The organism is Paracidovorax cattleyae, assembly GCF_900104515.1.
GTDB classification, from domain to species: domain Bacteria; phylum Pseudomonadota; class Gammaproteobacteria; order Burkholderiales; family Burkholderiaceae_C; genus Paracidovorax; species Paracidovorax cattleyae.
Genome location: NZ_FNJL01000006.1, coordinates 162,842 through 177,425, shown reverse-complemented (window position 1 = coordinate 177,425; position 14,584 = coordinate 162,842). Strand labels below are relative to the sequence as shown.

Annotated in this window: 16 protein-coding genes; 6 read left to right on the top strand and 10 right to left on the bottom strand. The window is 68.7% G+C overall.

What is annotated here, in order from left to right; translation table 11 throughout:
- Positions 1 to 27: 27 nt before the first annotated feature.
- Both dapB and BLR05_RS06955 read right to left on the bottom strand, forming a co-directional pair.
- Positions 28 to 882, bottom strand: coding sequence for a 4-hydroxy-tetrahydrodipicolinate reductase (gene dapB, locus BLR05_RS06960; RefSeq protein WP_092833072.1), 855 nt, complete (start codon positions 880 to 882; stop codon positions 28 to 30).
- Between the two features lie 44 nt (positions 883 to 926).
- Positions 927 to 1,484: an outer membrane protein assembly factor BamE gene (locus BLR05_RS06955; protein WP_092833071.1), complete on the bottom strand. Its 558-nt coding sequence runs from the start codon at positions 1,482 to 1,484 to the stop codon at positions 927 to 929.
- Between the two features lie 91 nt (positions 1,485 to 1,575).
- On the opposite strand from BLR05_RS06955, the gene fur reads away from it, so the two are divergent.
- Positions 1,576 to 2,013, top strand: a complete 438-nt coding sequence (fur, locus tag BLR05_RS06950) for a ferric iron uptake transcriptional regulator (protein WP_092833070.1) — start codon at positions 1,576 to 1,578, stop codon at positions 2,011 to 2,013.
- 46 nt (positions 2,014 to 2,059) lie between these two features.
- Here the strand turns inward: fur and hprK are convergent, their stop codons facing one another.
- The 3 genes from hprK to hpf all read right to left on the bottom strand — a co-directional run bounded on the left by hprK (position 2,060) and on the right by hpf (position 4,019).
- Positions 2,060 to 3,016: an HPr(Ser) kinase/phosphatase gene (hprK, locus tag BLR05_RS06945; RefSeq protein ID WP_092833069.1), complete on the bottom strand. Its 957-nt coding sequence runs from the start codon at positions 3,014 to 3,016 to the stop codon at positions 2,060 to 2,062.
- A 34-nt stretch (positions 3,017 to 3,050) separates the two neighbouring features.
- Positions 3,051 to 3,521 (bottom strand): PTS sugar transporter subunit IIA, encoded by a 471-nt coding sequence (locus BLR05_RS06940; protein ID WP_013596825.1) that lies wholly within the window; start codon positions 3,519 to 3,521, stop codon positions 3,051 to 3,053.
- A 165-nt stretch (positions 3,522 to 3,686) separates the two neighbouring features.
- Positions 3,687 to 4,019, bottom strand: coding sequence for a ribosome hibernation-promoting factor, HPF/YfiA family (hpf, locus tag BLR05_RS06935; RefSeq protein ID WP_013596826.1), 333 nt, complete (start codon positions 4,017 to 4,019; stop codon positions 3,687 to 3,689).
- 289 nt (positions 4,020 to 4,308) lie between these two features.
- On the opposite strand from hpf, the gene BLR05_RS06930 reads away from it, so the two are divergent.
- Positions 4,309 to 5,235 carry a phosphoribosylaminoimidazolesuccinocarboxamide synthase gene (locus tag BLR05_RS06930; protein WP_092833068.1) on the top strand — a complete coding sequence of 309 codons (927 nt, stop codon included), beginning with the start codon at positions 4,309 to 4,311 and terminating at the stop codon, positions 5,233 to 5,235.
- 31 nt (positions 5,236 to 5,266) lie between these two features.
- Here BLR05_RS06930 and BLR05_RS06925 read toward each other — a convergent pair whose 3' ends face one another.
- Together BLR05_RS06925 and trxA are read right to left on the bottom strand one after the other, a co-directional pair.
- Positions 5,267 to 6,037, bottom strand: a complete 771-nt coding sequence (locus tag BLR05_RS06925) for an META domain-containing protein (protein WP_225979014.1) — start codon at positions 6,035 to 6,037, stop codon at positions 5,267 to 5,269.
- Between the two features lie 94 nt (positions 6,038 to 6,131).
- Positions 6,132 to 7,040 carry a thioredoxin gene (gene trxA / locus BLR05_RS06920; RefSeq protein WP_092833067.1) on the bottom strand — a complete coding sequence of 303 codons (909 nt, stop codon included), beginning with the start codon at positions 7,038 to 7,040 and terminating at the stop codon, positions 6,132 to 6,134.
- A 102-nt stretch (positions 7,041 to 7,142) separates the two neighbouring features.
- Here trxA and purE point away from each other — a divergent pair, with 102 nt between their 5' ends.
- The 4 genes from purE to BLR05_RS06900 all read left to right on the top strand — a co-directional run bounded on the left by purE (position 7,143) and on the right by BLR05_RS06900 (position 10,884).
- Positions 7,143 to 7,640, top strand: a complete 498-nt coding sequence (gene purE / locus BLR05_RS06915; protein ID WP_092833066.1) for a 5-(carboxyamino)imidazole ribonucleotide mutase — start codon at positions 7,143 to 7,145, stop codon at positions 7,638 to 7,640.
- Positions 7,637 to 8,815, top strand: a complete 1,179-nt coding sequence (locus tag BLR05_RS06910) for a 5-(carboxyamino)imidazole ribonucleotide synthase (RefSeq protein ID WP_092833065.1) — start codon at positions 7,637 to 7,639, stop codon at positions 8,813 to 8,815. Before purE ends, BLR05_RS06910 begins: the two co-directional genes overlap by 4 nt.
- Before the next feature lie 11 nt (positions 8,816 to 8,826).
- Positions 8,827 to 9,837 carry an L-threonylcarbamoyladenylate synthase gene (locus BLR05_RS06905; protein ID WP_092833064.1) on the top strand — a complete coding sequence of 337 codons (1,011 nt, stop codon included), beginning with the start codon at positions 8,827 to 8,829 and terminating at the stop codon, positions 9,835 to 9,837.
- A 96-nt stretch (positions 9,838 to 9,933) separates the two neighbouring features.
- The gene (locus tag BLR05_RS06900) at positions 9,934 to 10,884 is read left to right on the top strand and encodes an SGNH/GDSL hydrolase family protein (protein WP_092833063.1); all 951 of its coding nucleotides are present in this window, start codon (positions 9,934 to 9,936) and stop codon (positions 10,882 to 10,884) included.
- 106 nt (positions 10,885 to 10,990) lie between these two features.
- Here the strand turns inward: BLR05_RS06900 and BLR05_RS06895 are convergent, their stop codons facing one another.
- The 3 genes from BLR05_RS06895 to dacB all read right to left on the bottom strand — a co-directional run bounded on the left by BLR05_RS06895 (position 10,991) and on the right by dacB (position 14,496).
- Positions 10,991 to 11,683 (bottom strand): OmpW/AlkL family protein, encoded by a 693-nt coding sequence (locus BLR05_RS06895; protein WP_092833062.1) that lies wholly within the window; start codon positions 11,681 to 11,683, stop codon positions 10,991 to 10,993.
- 20 nt (positions 11,684 to 11,703) lie between these two features.
- Positions 11,704 to 12,804, bottom strand: coding sequence for an SGNH/GDSL hydrolase family protein (locus BLR05_RS06890; protein WP_192883955.1), 1,101 nt, complete (start codon positions 12,802 to 12,804; stop codon positions 11,704 to 11,706).
- Positions 12,805 to 13,053: 249 nt separating this feature from the next.
- Positions 13,054 to 14,496, bottom strand: coding sequence for a D-alanyl-D-alanine carboxypeptidase/D-alanyl-D-alanine endopeptidase (dacB, locus tag BLR05_RS06885; RefSeq protein ID WP_092833060.1), 1,443 nt, complete (start codon positions 14,494 to 14,496; stop codon positions 13,054 to 13,056).
- Positions 14,497 to 14,584 lie beyond the last annotated feature (88 nt).

Here is a 14,584-nt window from a genome sequence, read left to right as displayed (position 1 = left end):
GCCGGGCCGGTGCCGGAAAGGAGACGCTCAGCCGTGCAGGCCGAGCACGTCGAACATGTCGAACAGGCCCGTGCGGTGCGCCGCCAGGAAGCGGGCCGCGCGCAGGCTGCCCTGGGCATACCCGGAGCGGCTGGAGGACTTGTGGGAGATTTCGATGCGCTCGCCCGTGCCCGCGAACAGCACCGTATGGTCGCCCACGATGTCGCCGCCGCGCACCGCGGCGAAGCCGATGGTGGACGGATCGCGCTCGCCGGTCAGGCCTTCGCGGCCGTACACGGCGCAGTCCTTGAGGTCGCGGCCCAGGGCATGGGCGATGACCTCGCCCATCTTGAGCGCCGTGCCGGAGGGGGCATCCACCTTGTGCCGGTGATGTGCCTCGATGATCTCGATGTCGTAGCCCGTGGACAGGGCCCGGGCCGCCATCTCCAGCAGCTTGAAGGTGACGTTCACGCCCACGCTCATGTTGGGCGCCATGACGATGGCGGTGCGCTGCGCGAAGGCGTCGATCTCGGCCTTCTGGGCGTCGGTGAAGCCGGTGGTCCCGATCACCGCCTTGACGCCGCGATCCGCGCATGCGGCCAGATGGGCCAGCGTGCCTTCTGGCCGGGTGAAGTCGATCAGCACGTCGCAGCCGGCCAGGCCTTCGTGCAGGTCGGCCGTGATGGCCACGCCGCTGGCATGGCCCAGGAAGGCCGAGGCGTCAGTCCCCAGGGACGGACTGCCCGGCACGTCCAGAGCACCCGCGAGGACCAGGTCGTTGCCGCTGCCGCGCAGCGCCTCGATCAGCATGCGGCCCATGCGGCCGGACGCGCCCGCGATCGCGACACGGATCGGCGCCGGAGTACCGGAAGAAGACGGGGTCGAAGCAGCGGATACGGTCATTGCGCGCAAGGAAAAGGTTCGAAGGGGCGGCTTCCGCCGGCTGCTCAGCGGGTGGTGGATTCGAGCGGGGGGTAGCTCGACGGCGGAGGCGGCACCGCGGAGTCGGCCGGCTCCGGCAGCGTGGCGGTGGCGGCCTTGGGGTACTTGGCGAGCTGCTCGGGCGTGGCCTCGAGCTGCGGCACCTTGGGCTTGGTCTTGCGCGACGTGCCGAGCGTGGCGACGAATTCGGCCTCGGTGGGCATTTCGTCGCCCTCGACGCGCTCGAAGGCGTCGTTCTTGAAGAACACCGTCAGCTTGCGGGACTGGGCCTCGACCCCGGGGCGCTTGAGGGTGAAGACGTAGTCCCAGCGGTCGGCATGGAACAGGCTGGTCACCAGAGGCGTGCCCAGGATCTCCTTCACCTGCTGGCGCGACATGCCGGGCTGGAGCGCCTCGACCTGCTCGCGGGAGACGAAATTGCCCTGCACCACCTCGACCTTGTAGGGCGTGACCATGCTCGCGATGCGGTTGCTGGCGCTGTCGAAGCTGCCGCAGGCCGAAAGGCCCGTGCCGAGCAACAGGATCAGGCCCATGCGGGCGCTGCGATGGGCGTGGACGGACATGGAAATAGGCATAGACGATATGATCGGACCATTGTAGCGGCTGGTCTTCCAGGCCTTGGCGCGCGCCCCTGGCACCCCGAAGGACCCTGTCATGACGAACATCGACGAACTCAAGAGCACCGGGCTCAAGGCCACGCTGCCCCGCCTGAAGATCCTGGAGATCTTCCAGAAGGGTGCCCAGCGCCACATGACGGCCGAAGACGTGTTCCGCGTGCTGCTGGACGAGCGCTCCGACATCGGCCTGGCCACCGTCTATCGCGTGCTCACCCAGTTCGAGCAGGCGGGCATCCTGATCCGCAGCAATTTCGAGAGCGGCAAGGCGGTGTACGAGCTCAACGAGGGCCAGCACCACGACCACTTCATCTGCATGGTCTGCGGCAAGGTAGAGGAATTCTTCGATCCCGAGATCGAGAAGCGCCAGCAGCTCGTGGCCAAGGCCAAGGGCTGGGTGGTGCAGGACCACTCCATGGCGCTCTACGGCCAGTGCGCCACCTGCGCGGCGAAGACCTCCTCCGGCAACGGCCGCTGACCGATTCAGCCGCCTCCCGCCGCTTCGCGCCGGGACAGGCAGCGTCTCAGGCGCCGTCCCGCTGCTCCATGGCGCGGCGGTGGCGCTCGACGAATTCCTGGTAGGTATCGATGCCGCGCAGGTTGAGGATGGTGTTGCGCACCGCCGCTTCCACCAGCACGGCGATGTTGCGCCCCGCCACGACCTGGATCACCACCTTGAGCACGGGCACGCCCAGCACGTCCTGGGTCAGGGGCTCGTAGGGCAGGCGTTCGTATTCGCGCTCCAGCGTTTCCTTGCGCACGAGGTGCACGATGAGGCGCAGGCGCATCTTCCGGCGCACCGCCGTCTCGCCGAAGATGGCCCGGATGTCGAGCAGGCCGATGCCGCGCACTTCCAGCAGGTTCTGCAGCAGGTCGGGGCATTTGCCCTCGATGGTGGTTTGGTTGATGCGGAAGAAATCCACCGCGTCGTCCGCGACCAGCCCGTTGCCGCGCGAGATGAGCTCCAGCCCGAGTTCGCTCTTGCCCAGGCCCGACTCGCCCGTGATGAGCACGCCCAGCCCCAGGATGTCCATGAACACGCCGTGCATGGTGATCCGGTCGGCGAAGTGCTTGGACAGGTAGGCCCGGAGCACGTCGATGACGAAGGCCGACGATTCGTGCGTGGCGAACATCGGGATCTGCGCGCGCTCGCACATGGACAGCAGCGCATCGGGCGCCATCTGGCTGTCGGCCAGCACGAGCACCGGCGGCTCCAGCGTGACGATGCGCGCGATGCGGCGCTTGCAATCCTCGGGCGTGGCGTTGACGAGGTAGGCGATCTCGCGCTCGCCCAGGATCTGCACCCGGTAGGGATGGATGTAGTTCAGGTAGCCGACCAGATCGGCACCGGAGCGGGCGGACCGCACGGCGACCTCGTCGAACCGGCGCTCGGAGGCCCCCAGGCCGGCCACCCATTCCCACTTCAATGCAGAGCGGAAGGCCTCGAAGAGGACATCGGCACTGACGACGTTGGGTTTCACGTGTTGCGCGCCGTTGCAGCGGTGAGGGATGGGATCACGCGGTGGCCTGTGCGGATTGCCAGCCGGCGATGAGACCGTGGAGCTCGGCCGCGTCGGTGGAGGCCTTGATGCGCTCCCGCAGCGGGCCGTCGCTCAGCAGCTCCGCGATTTCCGAAAGGATTTCCAGATGCTTCTGCGTGGCGGCCTCCGGCACGAGCAGGAAGATGAGCAGGCCCACGGGCTGCTCGTCGGGCGCGTCGAAGCCGATGGGATGCGCCAGCTGAAAAACGGCCGCCATGGGTGCCTTCAGCCCCTTGATGCGTCCGTGGGGAATCGCAACACCGTGGCCCAGCCCGGTCGAACCCAGGCGCTCCCGGGCGAAGAGACTGTCGGTGATGAGTGCGCGAGAGAGACCGTGCTGGCTCTCGAACAACAGCCCCGCCTCCTCGAAAGCACGCTTTTTGCTGGTGGCATCGACGCTCACGAGCACTTGAGCGGCCGGCAATATGGAAGCTAGACGGTTCATGGTGAAGGGTTGCGATTGCGATTATGCACCCCTTAGCATAAACCCTGAGGCCCCGGAAAGGGGCATGAAAAAGCCGCCTTTGTGGCGGCTTTGCGGGTGATACCGGGGGCGAAGGCCGGTCAATCCCGCTGAATGGAATCCTTGACGCTCACTTCGTGTTCGCGGTCACGCCGGCTGGGCCCGCTTGATGGCGCAGTGGTGGTCCTGGAGGCGATCCTTGTGGCGCACGACCTGCCGGTCGAGCTTGTCCACCAGTTCGTCCACCGCCGCATAGAGGTCGGAATGCGAACTCTCAGCAAACAGGTCGTTGCCCTTGACATGCACATTGCATTCAGCGCGCTGGCGCTTCTCCTTCTCCTTCTGCTTTTCGACGGTGAGAAGCACCTTCACGTCAACCACCTGGTCGAAGTGCCGGCTGATCCGGTCCAGCTTGCCCGTCACATAGCTGCGCAGAGCAGGGGTGACCTCGAGATGGTGGCCGCTGATCGTCAGATTCATAAACAAGTCTCCTTGGGACGTTGAAGTAAACGCCGTCGCCTCGGCGACCGAGGTGGCGGCCCGACGGAAGGGAGCTCATGCATGCGCTGTCGAATCCACTATGCGCGCCACTGCCGGGAAATGCAATCCTGACCGCGGCACGGCCGGGGATACTGCTGTTACAGGTGACCGGGCTGCGGTACGGGCGCACAATGCACAGGCTGTACTGCCGGGCGCGCCCTAGAATCCGGGCAGCCCCGGCGCGCTTCTCGGCGCGGGGCCGGATTACCGCTTGCAACCCTTTCACACCATGACCCTGCCCAGCCCTTCCGCCCTGCACACCTCGTCCCTGGCTTCGCTGCCGCTGCTCGCACGCGGCAAGGTCCGCGACAACTACGCCGTGGGCGACGACCGCATCCTGATGGTGGCAAGCGACCGGATCTCGGCCTTCGACGTCATCATGGGCGAGCCGATCCCGGGCAAGGGCGAACTGCTGACGAAGATGGCTCTGTTCTGGTTCGACAAGCTCGGCTGCCTCTGCCCCAACCACCTGACCGGCGAAACGCCGGAAAGCGTGGTGTCGCCCGAGGATGTCCCGCAGGTGCGAGGCCGCTCCATGCTCGTGCAGCGGCTGCGCCCGATTCCCGTGGAGGCCGTGGTGCGCGGCTATCTCGCGGGCAGCGGCTGGAAGGAGTACCAGGCCAGCCGCTCGGTCTGCGGCGTGCAGCTGCCCGACGGACTGACGAACGCTTCGCGACTGCCGCAGCCCATCTACACGCCGGCCGCCAAGGCCGCCGTAGGCGAGCACGACGAGAACATCACTTTCGAACGCACCGTGGAGATGGTCGGCATCGACCTCGCCACGAAAATCCGCGACACGAGCATCGCGCTGTACGAGGCCGCGGCCGCGATCGCCCTGGAAAAGGGCATGATCATTGCCGACACCAAGTTCGAATTCGGCCTCGCCCCCGACGGCACGCTGGTGCTGATGGACGAGGTGCTCACCCCCGACAGCTCCCGCTACTGGCCCGTGGAAGGCTACGAGGCGGCCCTGGCGGCCGGGGAGAACCCGCCGAGCTACGACAAGCAGTTCGTGCGCGACTGGCTGGAGCAGGCCCAGGTGAACGGCGCCCCCTGGAACAAGTCCGCGCCTGCGCCACGCCTGCCCCGCGAGGTGATCGAGAAGACGGCCGCGAAGTACCGCGAGGCCCTGGAACGCCTTACCGGCGGCCAGTGACCCGAGGGTCCGCCTTCGCGCGCCTGCGGCCTCACTTCAAGCGCAGTTCCGGGGCCTCGAAGCGCAGCAGGACTTTCTCCTTGCCCGGCCCGTCGGCCCGGGCGAGCACGAGCTGCCGCCCCTCGATGCGGTAGTGTTCGGCGGTGCGCAGCGCCTCGAGGTACAGCCCTTCGGCCAGCCCGGTATCGAAGCACAGCTGCAGCCCGGCATCGATGGAGCCGATGCGCAGCTCGCCCCCGGACATCTCGTAGGTGCCGATGAAGGGATTGCAGCCGCCGGATCCAGCGATCCGCCCTTCCTGGGGCTGCACGACCAGATGCGCCTGCGGCCGGCCGGCCGGGGCGGGCGGGACCACCATTCCGTCCACTTCCGTGAGCTTCCAGTAGGTCTGCGCGAGCGGTACCGCGGCCTGTTCGGTGGCGGCACTGCGCGGCAGCGGCTGCAGCAACACGTCCACGTGGCGGTAGGCGGGGTCGCGCTGCAGTGGATTCATCCCTTCGCTCGCCATCCAGGCGATGCCGTTCACCGACACCGTGGCCCGGACGACGTACCGCCGTTCGGGCACCACCTGCGCGGAGCGGTAGGGAATGCGGAGCGCCACCGGAAGCCGCTCGAACTCTTCCAGGGTCTGGCGTCCGATGATGACAGGCGGCGCATCCGCATCGGTCACGTCCAGGATGGCCACCTCGAACGCACCGCCCGACGGGATGAAGAAACGCTGCCGGGCATAGGCCATGCCCGTCACCACGGCGTCGGGCGGCGGGGGCAGGATGCCGCAGCCCGTGGCGCATATCGCCAGCATGGCCACCGCAAGCCATGCCAGACAGCGGGGTGCCCGCGGCGTGCCGGCACGGAGATTCCGCGGTGCGCGCATGGTGCGCGCCATGCCCGTCACATCAGCTCAGCACCACGCTCGAGAGGCGGCGCCGGTAAGTGGCCACGACCGGGTCCTCCGGGGGGATCTGCCCTTCGGCGACCTTCATGCGGGGAGGCTCGATGATCTCGAGGACGGCGACGTAGGTCTTGCGCGCGGCCTCGTCGTTCCAGGCCTTGTCGCGCATGAGGATTTCGAGCAGCTCGTCCATGGCGTCCGTCCACCGCTGCCTGGCGATGAGCCGGCGGGCGCGCTCGAAGCGCGCGTCGAAGTCCCGCTTGTCGGTGCCGATCTTCTGCGCGAACGCGGCTTCCGCGGCGGTGTCGTCCCCGGCGCCTCCGGTGGCGTCGATAGCGTCCATCCACACCTTCAGCGCGCCGAGCCGGCGCGAGCCGGGGGCCTTGGCGATGACGGGCGCGAAGGCGACCTTCGCATCGTCCACGTGCCCGAGCTGCAGCAGCAGCTTCACGTAATCGAAGCGCGCCTCGTCGTTCGCAGGGTCGGTGGCGATGGCGTGCTGGAGCTTTTCGAGGGCGGTGTCGGTGTCGCCGTCTTCCAGCGCCTCCTGGGCCGCTTCTTCCTCGGCCTCGGCCAGCAGTTCATCGGCGCTGGGCACATGCTTGTCCAGAAAAGCGCGGACCTGCCCCTCGGGCTGCGCCCCCATGAAGCCGTCCACGGGCTGGCCGTTCATCATCAGCACGCAGGTGGGAATGCTGCGGATGCCGAACATGCCGGCGATCTGCTGCTCCTGATCGGAGTCGATCTTCACGAGCTTGAAGCGGCCCGCATACTCGGTTTCCAGCTTCTCGAGGATGGGGCCGAGCGATTTGCAGGGCCCGCACCAGGGGGCCCAGAAGTCCACCAGGACGGGCACTTCCATCGAGGCGGCGATGACCTCGGCTTCGAAATTCTCTACGGTGACGTCGATCATTGTGTGCAGCAGGCGGAGGCTTGCCCCGCGGGCGGGGCGCACCAAAAGTAAAATCCCGGGTTCCACTCAGGCGGATGCGCGCATCGCGCAGCCCCACTCCACATGAAACCCATCCAGATCGGCGTGGTCATGGGCTCCAGCAGCGACTGGGAGACCATGCAGCACGCAGTGCAGATTCTCCAGCAATTCGATATCGCCCACGAAGCACGCGTGGTCTCGGCGCACCGGATGCCTGACGACATGTTCGCCTATGCCGAGTCGGCGGCGCAGCGTGGCCTGAAGGCGATCATCGCCGGCGCGGGGGGCGCGGCCCATCTGCCGGGCATGCTGGCGGCCAAGACCCCGGTGCCCGTGCTGGGCGTGCCGGTGGCCAGCCGGCACCTGCAGGGCGTCGATTCGCTGCACAGCATCGTGCAGATGCCCAAGGGCATTCCCGTGGCCACGTTCGCGATCGGCACGGCCGGTGCGGCCAACGCGGCGCTTTTCGCCGTCGCCCTGCTGGCCAACGAGAATCCGGCCCTGCGCGAGCGGCTGGAGGCCTTCCGCCAGGAGCAGACCGCGGCGGCCCGCGCGATGGCGCTTCCCACCGAAGCGGCATGACGATGCCCGCCTCCACGCAGCACCCCATCCTTCCCGGCGCCACCCTCGGCGTGCTGGGCGGTGGCCAGCTGGGCCGCATGTTCGCGCATGCTGCCCAGGCCATGGGCTATTTCACGGCGGTCCTCGACCCCGACGCCGAAAGCCCCGCCGGCCGCATCAGCCACCACCACATCCGGACGGCGTATGAGGACCCGGACGGACTGGCGCGCCTGGCCGCCCTGTCGGACGCCGTCACCACGGAGTTCGAGAACGTGCCTGCGCAGGCGCTGCGCATGCTCGGTGCCGAGCGCCCCGTAGCGCCCGCGGCCGACGCGGTGGCGATCGCCCAGGACCGCGCGCGGGAGAAGGCGCACTTCGTGCAGTGCGGCGTGCCGTGCGCGCCCTACGCCGTGATCGAGACACCGGAGCAACTGGAAGATGTGCCGGCAGGGCTGTTGCCGGGCATCCTCAAGACCGCCCGCCTCGGCTATGACGGCAAGGGCCAGGCCCGGGTGGCCACCGCCGGGGAGCTCGCAGTCGCGTGGGAGGCGATGGGCCGCGTGCCCTGCGTGCTGGAACAACGCCTGCCGCTGGCTTTCGAGTGCTCGGTGATCGTGGCGCGCGGCCATGACGGTGCGTGTGTCCACCTGCCGGTGCAGCGCAACCTGCACCGCGACGGCATCCTGGCGGTGACCGAAGTGCATGCGGGCAACGTGCCGGAGCCGGTCGCGCGGCAGGCCGTCGCGGCAGCCCGGTCCGTCGCGGAGGGGCTGGGCTATACCGGTGTGCTGTGCGTGGAGTTCTTCGTCCTCGAAGACGGCTCGCTGGTGGTCAACGAGATCGCCCCGCGGCCCCACAACAGCGGTCACTATAGCCAGAATGCCTGCGACGTGTCGCAGTTCGAACTGCAGGTGCGCGCCATGGCCGGGCTGCCGCTGGTGCCGCCGCGCCAGCACAGCGCCGCCGTGATGCTGAACCTGCTGGGCGATCTCTGGTTCACCCGCGGGGCGTCCGCCACCACGCCCGACTGGGCCGCCGTGCTGGCCCTTCCGGGCACCCACCTGCACCTGTACGGCAAGACCGATGCCAAGCCGGGCCGCAAGATGGGCCACCTGAACGTCACCGCGCCCACCGCGGACGCCGCACGTGCCACGGCACTGCAGGCAGCCGCGCTGCTGGGCATCGCTGCCTTCTGAGGCCCGCCGACATGATCCTCGACGGCCGGCTCCCCTCCTCCATCGACGCGGCGGCCCGGGCACTGCGGACCGGCAGGCTGCTGGGCCTGCCCACGGAAACCGTGTACGGACTGGCGGCGGATGCCGCCAGCGATGCCGCCGTGGCGCAGATTTTCGAGGCCAAGGGCCGCCCTAGCGACCATCCCCTGATCGTGCACGTGGCGGGCCCGGAAGGCATCCCGCACTTCGCCGCATCCGTTCCGCCCTTCGCCGAGGCCCTGGTGCGGGCCTTCTGGCCCGGACCGCTGACATTGATCCTCCCGCGCAGGCCGGACAGGGCCGCCGCGGCTGCCGGCGGCCAGGACAGCGTGGGCCTGCGCAGCCCGGCGCACCCGGTGGCGCAGGCCGTGCTCAAGGCCTGCGCATCGGACGATCCGGCCCTGGGCGGCCAGCCGGTACATGGCGTGGCGGCGCCCAGCGCCAACCGCTTCGGCCGGGTCAGCCCCACCACCGCGCAGCATGTGCAGGGCGAGTTCGGGGACGACCTGCTGGTCCTCGACGGAGGGCCGTGCGAGGTGGGCATCGAATCGACCATCATCGACTGCACGCGCGGCGTGCCGGTGCTGCTGCGCCCGGGCGCCATCACCCGGGCCGAGATCGCCGCGGCCTGCGGTCTCACTCCGCTGTCGAAGGACGAACTGCCGTCGCACACGCCGCGGGCGTCCGGCACACTGGAAGCGCACTATGCACCCAGTGCCAAGGTACGGCTGATGGACGCCAAGGCCCTGCGGGCCGGGCTGGAGCTGCTGGGCGCGGAGGCACGCCACCTGGCGGTGTACGCCCGCGCCCGTCTGCGTTCGCCATCGCCTAGCGTGGTGCTGCGCCGCATGCCGGAAGACGCCGCGGCTGCCGCCCAGGAACTTTTCGCCGCCCTGCGCGACTTCGATGACGCGGGTGTGAAACTCATCTGGGTGGAAACTCCACCGGAGACACCGGACTGGGAAGGCGTGAGAGACCGCCTGCAGCGGGCAGCCGCCGCCTGAACCGCATTCACTGCGACGCCTCGGCGACACGCCCGGTTGCAAAGCCTTACAGCGCCAGTCGTTACACTCTTGCTCAATTTTTCTGGAGAACAACATATGGCAGCAAATTGGATGCGCCGCTCATTCCTGATCGCCGCCTGTGCATCGGCGGCGCTCGTGGCAGCCTGCGGTTCCAGCACCACGGAGTCGGCGCTCTCGCCCGACCGCATCGTCACCTTCGGCGATGCCTTCACCGACGTAGGCCAGAACGGTGCCCTCTACACCGTGAATGACAGCTCCACCAACAACTGGACGCTGCAGATCGCCAACAATTACGGGGGCACGCTCAGGCCCTCCTCGGCGGGCGGCACGGCCTACGCCCAGGGCAACGCCCGGGTGACGGCCTCCACCGATGCCGCAGGCGGCTCTGCGCCTTCCATCACCCAGCAGATCACCACGTTCCTGGCGTCCAACACGCTGGGCGACAGCAACCTCGTGCTCATGAACGGCGGTATCAGCGACCTCATCGCCGGCATGTCGGCCGTCAATGCCGGCACGATGACGAACGACCAGTTCCTCGCGGCGGCGGCCACCGCCGGAAGCGATATGGCCGCCCAGGTGCGCCGCCTGTCGAACGCAGGCGCCAAGCACGTGGTGGTGACCGGCACCTACGACCTCGGCAAGAGCCCCTGGGCCGTGGCGCTGGGCCAGCAGAGCCTGCTGAGCACCGCGAGCACGCGCTTCAACCAGTCCCTGCTCGTGAACATCGAGGACCTGGGCAAGACCGTGCTCTACGTGGACCTGGAGTACTACGGCAACCTGTTCATCGGCTCCCCGAGCGGATACAACTTCGACAACAAGGACAACCCCGTGTGCACGTCGGTTGCCCCGGGCAACGACATCGGCATCGGCACGGGCCAGGTGAGCTCGCTGCGCTGCAATGCATCCACCCTGGTGAGCGGCGCGGACCAGAACCGCTACGTGTTCGCCGACAGCATCTACATGACGCCTTCGGCCCACCGCCAGTTCGGCACCTACGCCTACGACCGCCTGCGCGCCCGCTGGTGATGCGCCCTGCCGCACCGGCGCGCGCCGGTGCGGTCCGGCCCCATCGAGGCGCCAAGGAAAAAGCCGACCCGAGGGTCGGCTTTTTCATGCGCCATCGCTTCGCGGTTCAGAACCGGTAGCCGATGCCCACGGCGAAGACGTTGGGGTTCAGGCGGATGTCGATGGTCTGCCCGCTGGACAGATGCGTCTTGGTCTTCAGGAAGCTCTTGTAGTAGGACGCATCGACGAACCACTTCTCGTCGATGTTCCAGACGAAGCCGATCTGCGGCGTGATGCCCCACTTGTCGTCGATGGAAGCCGTGGTGGGGTTGGCAAGCGTGCCACCCGTCAGGCCGTTCAGCGTGGCGGTGGTGCGCTCCTTGAAGAACTTGGCATAGGTCACGCCCAGCCCCACGTAGGGCCGGAAAGCGGACTTCGCCTCGCCGAAGCGGTATTGCGCGAACACGGTGGCAGGCAGCACCTTGGTCTCGCCGACCTTGCCCACGCCGGCAATGGCGCCGGCGCCCCGGAATTCATGCTTGAACGGCAGGCCGAACGGCACGTCGACCGCCCAGTTGTCGGTCACCATGTAGTTGATGCCGCCGGTGAGAGTGGTGTCCGAGCCCACATCCACCTGCGTGTTGGGGAAGGCAGGAGCAGACAGGTTGCCGCTCTTGACCTGGGGCGAGATGTGCGTGGCGCCCAGGCGCACGCTCCAGGTGCCGGCGACCTGCGCCGACGCGCCGGAGCAGGCGAGCAGCGCCAGTACGCCGGCGGTCAGCGCGGTGGATGAAGGACGGAGAGAGAGGAATCGAGCCATGGCGAATACTCCTGTCCGCATCAGAGCCAGCCGGCCTGGGCGAGCGAACGAGCCACCAGCTGGCCGATCAGCTGATGTCCATAGGGGGTGGGATGGAAGCTGTCGGCAAAGCCGTAGCTCTTCCACCAGTCGGCGCCGCCGGTGGCACCCGCAGGCGGAGTGGAGGCCGAGAGGGCGGCCGCGGTGCAGGTGGGGAAGTTGTAGGTGGGCAGGCCATCGCTGTCCGTGCCCGCGACGGGGCAGGCCGGGGTGGTGACGTTGGTCAGCTGGTACTGGGCGGGATTGACGGCCTGGTCTTTGAAATTGCTGTAGAAGTCCACCACCGTCACGCGGCTGTCGCCGCTCAGCGAGGCGCCGAGCTTGGCGTTGAAGGCCTGCACCCAGCCATCGAACACCGTGGCGGCCTGGGTGGCCGCGGCGGAGCCATTGGCCGCGGCGATGCCGGCCAGCACGAAGCGGAAGCGCGGCGTGAGCGTCACGCCCGGCGCGTTGAGCACGGCGACCCGCTTGGCGCCCTTGTCCAGGACGTTGGCGCGGATGGTGGCTGCGAACTGCGTGGCCACCGCCTGCATGTACAGGCCGCCCGCCTGGGCAAGCCCGGCGGCACCACCCGCGAAGGCGCTGGAAACGGTGGCTGCGTCGAGCTGCGTGAGCAGCAGCGCGCGGTAGGTGGCGCCGCCGTCGCGGGATACGCGCAGGTAGGCGCCGATGATGTCCGCGGCGTCATTGCCGCCGCCATCGATCAGGACGAGATCGCCGTCGGAGAATCCGGCCGCGCCGGCGTCCCTGATCTGCTGGAGAATCGAGGCGGGCGCATTCGGCGCCGTGGGGTTGTTGATGCGGCTGCCAGCCACCGCATAGTTGGTGCAGCTGGAGCTGGTGTTGAAGGCGGTGCCACTGCCATTGGAGAGGTAGTGCGCGCACAGCGTCTGGCCGTAGTTGGCCGCGACGCGTTCGGGCCAGATCTGCGTGGAGCCCGCGCCGGTGGCTGCCGTGCCCTGCACGGTGAACTTGAAGCCGAAGGTGCCGCTGTCGGCCAGGCTGTCGCCCATGACCTTCACGGACGTCACCCGCGCTGCCGGCGTGGTGTCGGAACCGCCTCCGCCGCAGGCCGCGAGCATGCAGGCGGCGGCCACCACGGACCAGGACGCTCTGTTGTAGATGGTTTTAGAGATCACGTTTGCTCCGTATGGAATGAAAAAAGCACGATCGTGCGCTTTACCGGAACCCATCGTAATCCCGCAGACATTCCACGCAGGGCAGGGGAATCACCGATACCCTCCCCGCCGGGTCTGCAAGATAAGTCGTGCGCCCCACTCAACCATTGGGATGCTACCCCGCCTGGTCGTCCTGCGTGTTGCGCCCCGGCCTCAGCGCTCCGACGCGGCCCAGTCCACCAGCGCCTCCATGGCCGGGCGGGCCGCGGCGGCGTTGGGGTGGTTGGCCAGCGCCACGACCACGTAGCGGCGCCCTCCCGCAGCGTGCACGATGCCGGCGAGCGCGGACACGTCGCGCAGCGTACCGGTCTTGAGGTGCGCGGCACGGACAGCTCGGCCCATCGCGGAGCGGCGCAGGGTGCCATCCGTTCCGGCGATGGGCAGGGAGGACAACAGCTCCGGCATGACCGGCGAGGCCCATGCCGCCTGCAGCATGCGCGCGAGCGACGCCGCGCTCACGCGCGCCTCGCGGCTCAGGCCCGCGCCGTTGTCCAGCACGGGCGGCTCCGCCCCCGGCACGCGCTGGCGCCACCACTGGGCCACCGCGTTGCGCGCGCCGTCGAAAGTGGCCGTGCCATTCTTCTGAAGCGCGATGGTCAGGAAGACCTGCTGCGTCATCACGTTGTTGCTGTATTTGTTGATGGCGCGCACCGCGTCGGCCAGGGGCGGGGACGATACGGTGAACGATGGCGCGAGCCCCGCGGGCACCTTTCCTTCCCGCACGCTGCCGGTGAGCTTGCCGCCCAGTTCGCGCCACATGCCTTCCACCGCGCGGGCCGCGAACCCCTGCGGATCGGGCGGCGCCACGAACCAGACGCGCTCGCCGCAGGCTGCGGAGAACACGCCCTGGAAAGAGACGCTGCCCGCGGCATCGCCTGCCGCCGTCTCGGGCCGCAGCGCAGCGCGCCAGTCACCGCACTCCGTGCCCGGGGCCGCGAGCGGCACCGTGGCGGGCCAGGGCGCCCCGGCCATCGGCGGCTCGGCCGCCACGCGCGCCAGGCCGGCCGCCACGTCGGGCACGAAGGTCAGCGTGACGGATTTGAAATTGACCAGCAGCGCATCCGGTGCGGCGTTGTAGGGGCGCAGCGGCTCACCGTCGAACAGCCCGGCGTCATGGGAGGGCAGATCGAAGGCGGAACGGTCGAGCACGATGTCCCCGACGATGACCTGCACGCCCTGTGCCTGCAGGCGCCGCAGCATCAGCCAGAGCCGCTCCATCACCAGTTGCGGGTCGCCCACGCCCTTGATGTACACATTGCCGCGCAGGCTGCCGCCCTGCGGCATGGCGTCCAGATAGACCGGGGTGTCCCAGGTGTAGGCCGGCCCCAGCAGTTCCAGCGCGGCGTAGGTGGTGACGAGCTTCATCACCGATGCCGGGTTCATGGGCTCCTGCGCGCGCCAGGACAGGCGCGGTGCCTGGCGGCCGTCGGCATCGGCCACCACGAAGGCGACGGCATCGGAGGGCACCCTGGCGCGCTGCAGGGCGGCCTCCACCGCGGCCGGCAGGGTGGTCGCCGCGGGACGCCCGGCGGCGGCCGGAACGGCTTTCTGCGGCTGGGCGAGCGCCAGGGGCGGAGAAAGTACCCCGCAGGCCATGCAGGCCGCCAGGACCAGCAGGCGACGCAGGGCTGCGGAGGGGCGGCGGGTCGGAGAATGGGTTTTTGCGGGCATGGCCCGGGAGTCT

Excerpts from the sequence above, each read along its gene's own strand:
- dapB (WP_092833072.1), bottom strand. The coding sequence starts at position 882 with ATGACCGTATCCGCTGCTTCGACCCCGTCTTCTTCCGGTACTCCGGCG.
- BLR05_RS06940 (WP_013596825.1), bottom strand. The coding sequence starts at position 3,521 with ATGAACCGTCTAGCTTCCATATTGCCGGCCGCTCAAGTGCTCGTGAGC.
- BLR05_RS06925 (WP_225979014.1), bottom strand. The coding sequence starts at position 6,037 with ATGCTGGCGATATGCGCCACGGGCTGCGGCATCCTGCCCCCGCCGCCC.
- purE (WP_092833066.1), top strand. The coding sequence starts at position 7,143 with ATGAAACCCATCCAGATCGGCGTGGTCATGGGCTCCAGCAGCGACTGG.
- BLR05_RS06910 (WP_092833065.1), top strand. The coding sequence starts at position 7,637 with ATGACGATGCCCGCCTCCACGCAGCACCCCATCCTTCCCGGCGCCACC.
- BLR05_RS06930 (WP_092833068.1), top strand. The coding sequence starts at position 4,309 with ATGACCCTGCCCAGCCCTTCCGCCCTGCACACCTCGTCCCTGGCTTCG.
- hpf (WP_013596826.1), bottom strand. The coding sequence starts at position 4,019 with ATGAATCTGACGATCAGCGGCCACCATCTCGAGGTCACCCCTGCTCTG.
- BLR05_RS06895 (WP_092833062.1), bottom strand. The coding sequence starts at position 11,683 with ATGGCTCGATTCCTCTCTCTCCGTCCTTCATCCACCGCGCTGACCGCC.
- BLR05_RS06955 (WP_092833071.1), bottom strand. The coding sequence starts at position 1,484 with ATGTCCGTCCACGCCCATCGCAGCGCCCGCATGGGCCTGATCCTGTTG.
- trxA (WP_092833067.1), bottom strand. The coding sequence starts at position 7,040 with ATGATCGACGTCACCGTAGAGAATTTCGAAGCCGAGGTCATCGCCGCC.
- BLR05_RS06905 (WP_092833064.1), top strand. The coding sequence starts at position 8,827 with ATGATCCTCGACGGCCGGCTCCCCTCCTCCATCGACGCGGCGGCCCGG.
- fur (WP_092833070.1), top strand. The coding sequence starts at position 1,576 with ATGACGAACATCGACGAACTCAAGAGCACCGGGCTCAAGGCCACGCTG.
- dacB (WP_092833060.1), bottom strand. The coding sequence starts at position 14,496 with ATGGCCTGCGGGGTACTTTCTCCGCCCCTGGCGCTCGCCCAGCCGCAG.
- BLR05_RS06900 (WP_092833063.1), top strand. The coding sequence starts at position 9,934 with ATGGCAGCAAATTGGATGCGCCGCTCATTCCTGATCGCCGCCTGTGCA.
- BLR05_RS06890 (WP_192883955.1), bottom strand. The coding sequence starts at position 12,804 with ATGCTCGCGGCCTGCGGCGGAGGCGGTTCCGACACCACGCCGGCAGCG.